Source organism: Bifidobacterium choerinum (assembly GCF_000741135.1).
Taxonomy (GTDB): Bacteria; Actinomycetota; Actinomycetes; order Actinomycetales; family Bifidobacteriaceae; genus Bifidobacterium; species Bifidobacterium choerinum.
This window is the reverse complement of record NZ_JGYU01000002.1, coordinates 493739-501879: the sequence shown is the minus strand read 5'-3', so window position 1 is coordinate 501879 and position 8141 is coordinate 493739. Positions and strand designations below refer to the sequence as shown.

The 8141-nt window shown below is 68.7% G+C and carries 7 protein-coding genes; 5 read left to right on the top strand and 2 right to left on the bottom strand.

Annotated elements, in window-relative coordinates; all coding sequences use genetic code 11:
• From BCHO_RS03040 to BCHO_RS03020, 5 genes are all read left to right on the top strand, one after another.
• Nucleotides 1-983: 1-deoxy-D-xylulose-5-phosphate reductoisomerase (locus BCHO_RS03040; protein WP_034256147.1), on the top strand; the 983-nt coding region annotated here is incomplete at its 5' end.
• 149 nt (nucleotides 984-1132) lie between these two features.
• The gene (gene ispG, locus BCHO_RS03035; RefSeq protein WP_024540678.1) at nucleotides 1133-2332 is read left to right on the top strand and encodes a flavodoxin-dependent (E)-4-hydroxy-3-methylbut-2-enyl-diphosphate synthase; all 1200 of its coding nucleotides are present in this window, start codon (nucleotides 1133-1135) and stop codon (nucleotides 2330-2332) included.
• Between the two features lie 92 nt (nucleotides 2333-2424).
• Nucleotides 2425-4047 (top strand): alpha/beta hydrolase family protein, encoded by a 1623-nt coding sequence (locus BCHO_RS03030; RefSeq protein WP_024540677.1) that lies wholly within the window; start codon nucleotides 2425-2427, stop codon nucleotides 4045-4047.
• A gap of 97 nt (nucleotides 4048-4144) precedes the next feature.
• The gene (recO, locus tag BCHO_RS03025; protein WP_024540676.1) at nucleotides 4145-4864 is read left to right on the top strand and encodes a DNA repair protein RecO; all 720 of its coding nucleotides are present in this window, start codon (nucleotides 4145-4147) and stop codon (nucleotides 4862-4864) included.
• 4 nt (nucleotides 4865-4868) lie between these two features.
• Nucleotides 4869-5663 carry an isoprenyl transferase gene (locus BCHO_RS03020; RefSeq protein ID WP_024540675.1) on the top strand — a complete coding sequence of 265 codons (795 nt, stop codon included), beginning with the start codon at nucleotides 4869-4871 and terminating at the stop codon, nucleotides 5661-5663.
• Between the two features lie 22 nt (nucleotides 5664-5685).
• On the opposite strand, the gene BCHO_RS03015 is transcribed toward BCHO_RS03020, so the two are convergent.
• Nucleotides 5686-6951: a nucleoside hydrolase gene (locus BCHO_RS03015; RefSeq protein WP_024540674.1), complete on the bottom strand. Its 1266-nt coding sequence runs from the start codon at nucleotides 6949-6951 to the stop codon at nucleotides 5686-5688.
• A 39-nt stretch (nucleotides 6952-6990) separates the two neighbouring features.
• Nucleotides 6991-8094 (bottom strand): ABC transporter substrate-binding protein, encoded by a 1104-nt coding sequence (locus BCHO_RS03010; RefSeq protein ID WP_024540673.1) that lies wholly within the window; start codon nucleotides 8092-8094, stop codon nucleotides 6991-6993.
• Between the last annotated feature and the right edge of the window lie 47 nt (nucleotides 8095-8141).

The window sequence follows — 8141 nt, the reverse complement described above, 5'->3', positions numbered from 1 at the left end:
CGCTGCGCGAGGCGCTTGACGCGCGCGGCGCGCGCGGCGTGCATGTGCGTGCCGGGCACGACGAGGTCGACGCGATCGCCGCAAGCGGCGCCGACGTCGTGCTCAACGGCATCACCGGATCGATCGGCCTGACGCCGTCGATCGCCGCGCTCAGGGCCGGCTCGCAGCTCGCGCTCGCGAACAAGGAGTCGGTCGTCGCCGGCGGCCATCTGCTCTTCGACGCGCAGACGCGCCCCGACCAGATCAATCCGGTCGACTCCGAGCATTCGGCGATCTGGCAGTCGCTGCGCTCCGGCACGCACGCCGAGGTCTCCCGCCTCGTCGTGACCGCGTCGGGCGGCCCGTTCCGTGGCCGGACGCGCGAACGGATGCGGGACATCACGCCCGAGCAGGCGCTCAACCATCCCACCTGGCATATGGGTCCGGTCGTCACGATCAACTCGTCGACGCTGATGAACAAGGGACTCGAGGTCATCGAGGCGAGCCGCCTGTTCGACATCCCTCCCGAACGCATCGCCGTCACCGTCCATCCGCAGTCGATCGTCCATTCGATGGTCGAGTTCCGCGACGGCGCGACGATCTGCCAGGCCTCGCCGCCCGACATGCGGCTGCCGATCGCGCTCGGCCTGTCCGCGCCCGACCGTCTCGACGACGTCGCCGCGGCCTGCGACTGGAGCACGGCCGCCAGCTGGACCTTCGAGCCGCTTGACGACGAGGCCTTCCCGGCCGTCGACCTCGCGCGCCGCTGCCTGAACGCCTCGGAGAAGCACACGGCCGTGCTCAACGCGGCGAACGAGCAGGCCGTGCATGCGTTCCTCGACCGCCGATTGCCGTATCTGGGCATCGTCGACACCGTCGGGCGGGTGCTTGACGCGATGGACGGCGAACTGCGCGGCGCGCCGCGCTTCACATCGGTCGACGACATGCTCGCCTGCGAGCACGAGGCGCGCGCACGCGCCGACGCGATCATCGCCGCGCGCTGAGGGCCGTCGCGTCCATGTGCGGCCCGCGTCCGCGGGTGCGGACATGGGCGCGGCGTTGACGCGCTGGTGTATCCTGTGATGGATTCGCCGCCCGCAGGCGGCATAGCCAGCATCATGGTTGTCTGAACGAACGAATGGATGGATTGACGATGGACAAACCGTTCCGCAAAACCGGGGAACAGGCGATCAGCGAAAGCCCGCTGCACCCGAGGCGCAAGTCGCGCCGCATCATGGTCGGGCCGGTCCCGGTCGGCGGCGGCGCGCCGATCTCGGTGCAGTCGATGACGAACACGAGGACCGCCGACGTCGGCGCGACGCTGCAGCAGATCGCCGAACTGACGGCCGCCGGCTGCGACATCGTGCGCGTCGCCGTGCCGACGCAGGAGGACGCCGACGCGCTGCCGAAGATCGTCGCGAAGTCGCCGATCCCGGTCATCGCCGACATCCATTTCCAGAGCAACTACGTGTTCGAGGCGATCGACGCCGGCTGCGCGGCCGTGCGAGTCAACCCCGGCAACATCCGCAAGTTCGACGAGGTCGGCCCGGCAATCTGCCGTGCCGCGACCGACGCCGGCATCTCGCTGCGCATCGGCGTCAACGCCGGCTCGCTCGACAAGGCGCTCTACGAACGCTACGGCGGCCCGACGCCGGAGGCGCTCGTCGCCTCCGCGCTCAAGGAGGCGCGCATGTTCGAGGACGTCGGCTTCCACGACTTCAAGATCTCGGTCAAGCACCACGACCCGGTCACGATGGTCGAGACCTACCGTCTGCTCGCGCAGCAGGGCGACTGGCCGCTGCATCTGGGCGTCACCGAGGCCGGACCGGCCTGGCAGGGCACAATCAAGTCATGCCTCGCCTTCGGCGCATTGCTCGCCGAAGGCATCGGCGACACGATCCGCGTCTCGCTGTCCGCGCCTCCGGTCGAGGAGGTCAAGGTCGGCTGCAAGATCCTCGAATACCTCGGACTGCGCGCACGCAAGTTCGACATCATCAGCTGCCCGAGCTGCGGACGCGCGCAGGTCGACGTCATCCAGCTCGCGAACGCCGTCACCGAGGGGCTCAAGGACGTCACGGCGCCGATCCGCGTCGCCGTCATGGGCTGCATCGTCAACGGCCCCGGCGAGGCGCGCGAGGCCGACCTCGGCGTCGCCTCCGGCAACGGCAAGGGACAGATCTTCATCAAGGGCAAGGTCGTCGAGACGGTCCCCGAGGACCGCATCGTCGAGACGCTGCTCAAGCACGCGAACGCCATCGCCGAGCAGATGCAGGCCGACGGCGTCGACACGGCGTCGGCGACGGGCCCCGTCGTCATCCCGGTCGTCGGCGAGGGACACGGCGAGGACGAGTGAGCGGAAAGGACGGTGACGTGACGGACAGCGGACGGCACGGCGACGAGACCCAGGAGCAGCGCCCCACCGGGTTCAGCCGCACGAAGCGGCTCATGGTCACGCTGCCGATCTTCATCATCCTGCTCGGCATCCTTGTGACCGTCTCGACGAACACGAGGATCCCGGTCGAGGACGAGCCGCGCGCGATGAGCTTCGCGACGCTCACGCCGGACACGGCCGTCACCTTCGACACGAAGGAGCGGCTGCCCGGCAACGGCACCTACAAGGTGCGCAAGCAGTACCTGACGATCGACGCGAAACGGCCGTCGAACGGCGAGATCCAGAAGATCCGCGTCCTGATACGCATGCCCGAGGGCGCGCCGTCGAAGGGACTGCCCGGCATGGTGTTCATGCACGGCGCCGGCTACGGCACCTGCGACAACTCCTTCGGCGACATCGCCACGAGCATGGCGTCCGCCGGCTTCGTCACCGCCGTCCTCGACAAGCCGGTGTGGTCGACGACCGACCTCAACCGCGACTATCAGGGCTCCGCCGTCATCTACGATCAGGTCATCGACATTCTGCGCGGCATGGACGCCGTCGACGAGCACAAGGTCGGCATCTACGCGACGAGCGAGGCGACGTGGATCTCGTCGTACCTGCTCGACCTCGACGAGGGCATCGCATTCCAGATCCTGCTGTCGCCGATGGTGTTCTCGCCGCGCCACTCGCTCGCGTTCCTCGCCGTGCAGAACTTCGCGCTCGCCGGCGCGAACGACGGCTACCAGTCGATCGTGCGGCGCGTGTTCTCCTTCGACCTGGCGATGTTCCATCTGGACAACATCGACATCCACACGTCGACGCCGAAGGCATACTCGGTGCCGACGATGGTCGCCTACGGCTCGAAGGACGTCATGACGGCGCAGGTGCAGGGATTCAAGGAGATCCTCGCGCTCGCGCACCGCGCCGGCAACTGGGACGTCTCGCTGCGCAGCTATCCGATCGCGAACCATGTGCTGCGCCTGGGCGACGAGTCGATGAGCGGCACACCGTTCGCCGACGACTACGTCGACGACATGGTCTCGTGGGCCGTCGGCACGTCGCGCGGCCTGAAACAGACGAGCGAGCATATCGCCGGCACGCCGCTCTACCAGTCGATCCCGGTGCCGCGCGGCCTGCACGGCCACCGCGTCATGACCATCTACGGCACGATCGTGCTCGCGCTGATGGCCGTCATGATGCTCGTCTCGCTCGTGCTCGCGCTCGTCGCGCTCGTCATGCACATCCGCAACCGCAGCAAGGGGCTCGGCCCCGCGCTCGGCTTCCGCGAACGCTTCGGCGGCGCGCTGCTCATGCTCACGATCGTGACGCTCGTCGCGCTGTTCGTGTTCCTCGGCGGCTTCGCCGAGGTCGTCCTCGCCGTCGTGCACATGGCGTGGGGCAGCGCGCCGCCCGACAACAGCGGCATGATGTACTGGAGCTGGCCGTTCATCCAGATCGTGTGCATCGTGCTGCTGTGGGCATGGTCGCGCGTCTTCGCCGGCATCATCGAATCGCTGTCGGTACGCGGCGTGCTGCAGTGGCCGATGCGCCGCGGCGCGCTCAGACAGATCACGAGCGGCGCGCAGCCGGTCGTCGCGACGACGAGGCTCGGGCGCGTCCTGTTCTGGACCGTCGCCTTCACGATGCTGCTCATCCTGCTGAGCTTCTCGTTCTGGGGCCTGTTCCTGTTCTGATCCGGACGCCGATGCGGCGCCGGCACGGCCGTACGATGTCCGTCGTGCTTTCGTTTGTTGTGCTTTCCGATGTGACGATGTGAGAAAGGAGCGGCGCGTGGCGCTGTACCGTGACGAAGGCGTCGTGCTCAGGACGACGAAGCTCGGCGAGGCCGACCGCATCATCACGCTGTTCACGCGCGGCCATGGCAAGGTGCGCGCCGTCGCGAAGGGCGTGCGCCGCACGAAGTCGCGCTTCGGCGGCCGCGTCGAACCGTTCATGCGCGTCGATCTGCTGCTGGGCGAGGGGCGCACCTTCGACACGATCAGCCAGGCCGAGTCGATCGCCGCCTACGCCGCCCCGATCGGCGCCGACTACGAGGCGTACCGCGCCGCGAACGTCATCGTCGAGACGCTCAACGACCTCGTCACGAGCGAGCACGAGCCGGCGCCGGCGCAGTACCGGCTGCTCGTCGGCGCGCTCAACGCGCTCGCGCAGGGCCGCCACGACGCGCAGATGACCGCCGAATCCTATGTGCTGCGCGCGCTCGCGCTCGCCGGCTGGCGACAGCGGCTCGACTCGTGCGTCGTGTGCGGACGCACCGACCGGCTCACGCATCTGTCGGCGGCCGCCGGCGGCGTCATGTGCCAGGCCGACCATACGCCCGAGGCGAAACCGGTCGACCCGTTCACGCTGCGCCAGCTTCGCGCGCTCGCCGACGGCGACTGGAAGGCGCTCGACGGCACGCGGCTCGACCCATGCACCTCGCGTGCCGTCGAGGAATGGGCACAGTACTATCTCGAACGGCCGATTCGTTCGATGCGCTTGCTAGATTGAACGTATGGCTTTTGACTGCGTCGACTACACATCCCTCAACGTCCCGGCTGCGCCCTTCTCCGATCCGACGATCGTGCCGGACTTCCCGAAGAACAAGGTGCCGCGCCATGTGGGCGTCATCATGGACGGCAACGGAAGGTGGGCGCAGCAGCGCGGCCTGATCCGCACCGAAGGCCATCAGGCCGCCGAGCCGGTCGTCTTCGACACGATCGCCGGCGCGATCGAGGCCGGCGTGCGTTATCTGAGCCTGTACACGTTCTCGACCGAGAACTGGAAGCGCTCGCCACAGGAGGTGCGCTTCCTGATGGGCTTCTCGCGCGACATCATCCGCCGCCGCGTCGCGCAGATGGACGAATGGGGCGTGCGCGTGCGCTGGTCGGGACGCCGCCCGAAGCTGTGGAAGTCGGTCATCGACGAACTCGAATCGGCGATGGAGCGCACGAAGCACAACAAGGTCATCGACGTCGTCTTCTGCATCAACTACGGCGGCCGCGCCGAGATCGCCGACGCCGCCGCGGCGATCGCGCGCGAGGTGCGCGAGGGACGCATCAAGGGCGATCGTGTCACCGAGAAGATGGTCGCCGAGCATCTGTACAACCCGGACATCCCGGACTGCGACCTCGTCATCCGCACCTCCGGCGAGCAGCGCACGAGCAACTTCCTGCCATGGGAGGCCGCCTACGCCGAACTCGACTTCGTGCCCGAGCTGTTCCCCGACTGCGGCCGCGAGGTGCTGTGGGGCTCGATCGACCGCTACATCCACCGCGATCGCCGATTCGGCGGCGTCAAGCAGGCGTGAGCGCAGCCGCCATCGCGGCCCGTTAGCCGAGCGAGGCGAGGAAGCCGGCGATCGTGTCGGTGAAGCGGCGCACGAATCCGGCGCCGTCGACGCCGAGCGCGACATGCGTATCCGTCGCGTCATCGAGCGCGGCGCGCGGGTCTCCGATTGTGCGGCCGCGCACGCCGACGCCGTCGCCGGTGCGCGTCTCGACGATCATCGGCAGGGCGAAGGTCGTCACGAGCGTCGGGTCGAGCGCGACGGCCGCGGCGAGCGGATCGTGCAGCGGCATGCCGGCGGCGAAGATCGGGTCGCTCGCGCGGTTCGCGCGGATCGAGAAGTTCGCGAGGCTCGCGAGCAGGAACGCGACGTGGCGCTGGCTGCGCATGCCCGCCCTGCCCGCGTCGCCGTTGGCGGCATCGTCGCCGTCATTGCCGTTGCCTTCGCCGACGACGGAGAGCCACCGGGCTACGTCAGCCGGGCCGAGCAGGCAGCGGTGTGTGACGTCGAGGCCGACCATCGTCGTGTCGGCGTGCGCGCGCAGCACGCGGTCGGCCGCTTCGGGATCCTGCAGGACGTTCGTCTCGCAGACGAGGTCGTAGCAGTTGCCCTCCTGCGTAAGCGCGCCGCCCATGAAGACGATGCGCGCGCGGCGCACGGTGGCCGGGTCGGCGCGCAGCGCGACGTCGACGTCGGTGAGCGGACCGGTCGCGACGATCGTCAGGTCATGGCCGTAGCGTCGCGCGGCGTCGACGATGAGCCGCGCGCCGTCGGTCATCGTCGCGCAGTCCTCGTCGGGGAAGCCGAGCTTCTCCGACGTCGCGAGGCCGGCGCGTGCGAAGAACTCGGGGATCGTCGGCAGTTCGGCGTGCGGGTCGCCGACCGGGTAGCCGCCGACCGAGATCGCGTGGCCCTGCCGGATGTGGTTCCTGACGTCCGCCGTCGACAACGTGACGATGCCGTCGGCGGACGAGGCGATGACACGCCCGGGGCGTTCCTTGGGCGTCGCCGACGTGCCGATGCGCAGGTCGGCCAGGCCGTTGCGGCCGTGGAAGCGCGCGCAGCCGGCGTCGGCGACGAACAGCGGCGCCCACGACGGGTGGCGTGCGCCGTCGGCGACCGGCACGTCGGCGTGGCCGAGCACGTCGAGCATGACGCGCGTGTTGCGCGCCGCCTGCTGCTGCAATACGTTGCCATAGGTCGCGCTGATGCCGACGATATGCGCGCCGGAGGCGATCAGGTAGGCGAGCGCGAGCGCGTCGTCGACGCCGGTGTCCATGCTCAGGACGAAATGCGATGAAGAGGTCATACGGTCATTGTTTCACGAATGGTTTCACTGCGCGTGATTTCACTGTGTGTGGATTTCACTGTGTGTTGTGTGCCGCGTCCGCGCGCCGCCTGCGAGGAACTCGTCGGTCGCGAGGTCGTGCGAGCGCGGCGCCTCGTGCACGACGCGGCCGTTCGCGTCGGCGTAGGCGTCCGATTCGGCGAGGAAGTCGAAGTAGCGCTGCGTGCCGTCGTAGTCGATCGAGCCGAGGACGAAGTCGCCGTCGTCGATCTGCTTGCGGTCGCCCCAGTACTGGCCGTCGACGATCGTCCGCATCGATTCGGCGACGAAGGCCTCGTCGAGGTTCGCCTCGGGCGCGTCGTGCACGAGGATGGAGGCGGCTTCGTCGCCGTGTTCGTAGGCGTAGCGGTAGCCGCGCTGCGTAGCCTGGACGAAGGCGCGCACGAGTTCGGGGTCGTCGTCGACGAGACGGTCGCTCGTGATGATGCCGATCGAGTCGGCGTTGCCGGGCACGCCGTAGTCGGGTTCGGTGAAGCAGCGCAGCTCGGGACCGTTCATCTTCGCCTGCACGCCCTCCCAGGTGGCGTAGAAGCCGCCGAAGTCGGCGCGTCCCGACGCGAGCGTCGCGAAGGTCGACGTGCCGACCGTGACCTTGTCGAAATCGCCTTTGCCGCCGTCGGTCTCGATCATGCGGCGCACGACGGCGTCCGATTCGCTCGAGCCGAAGGTCGCGAAGGTCCTGCCGTCGAAGTCGCGCGGACGCTCGATCGCCTTGTTCGACGCGAGCGCGCACCAGATCGCGCTCGTTTTCTGCTGCACCTGCATGACCTGCTTGAGCTGCGCGCCCTTCGTCGCGTAGACGCCGACGTTCGTCAGGTTCGACAGCGCGAAGTCGGCGACGCCGTTGTTGACGGCCTGTTCGGCGCCGGACTGCGCGACGGCGACGATGTCGACGTCGAGGCCGGCGTCCCGGTAGTAGCCCTTGTTGCGGGCGACGTAGACGCCGATGTGGTTCGTGTCGGGCGCCCACGACAGCATGAACGTGACGTGGCGCAGGCCATCGACGCCGGCGTGGCGGTCGGCGCCGCATGCGGCGAAGGCGAGGACGGAGCACAGCGCGGCGGCTGCCGCGGCGGCGCGCGTGAGGAATCGGCGGAAGGTCATGAGTCTCTCCTGACAACTGATGACGGGTCGGCGATGGGGATCGGCGA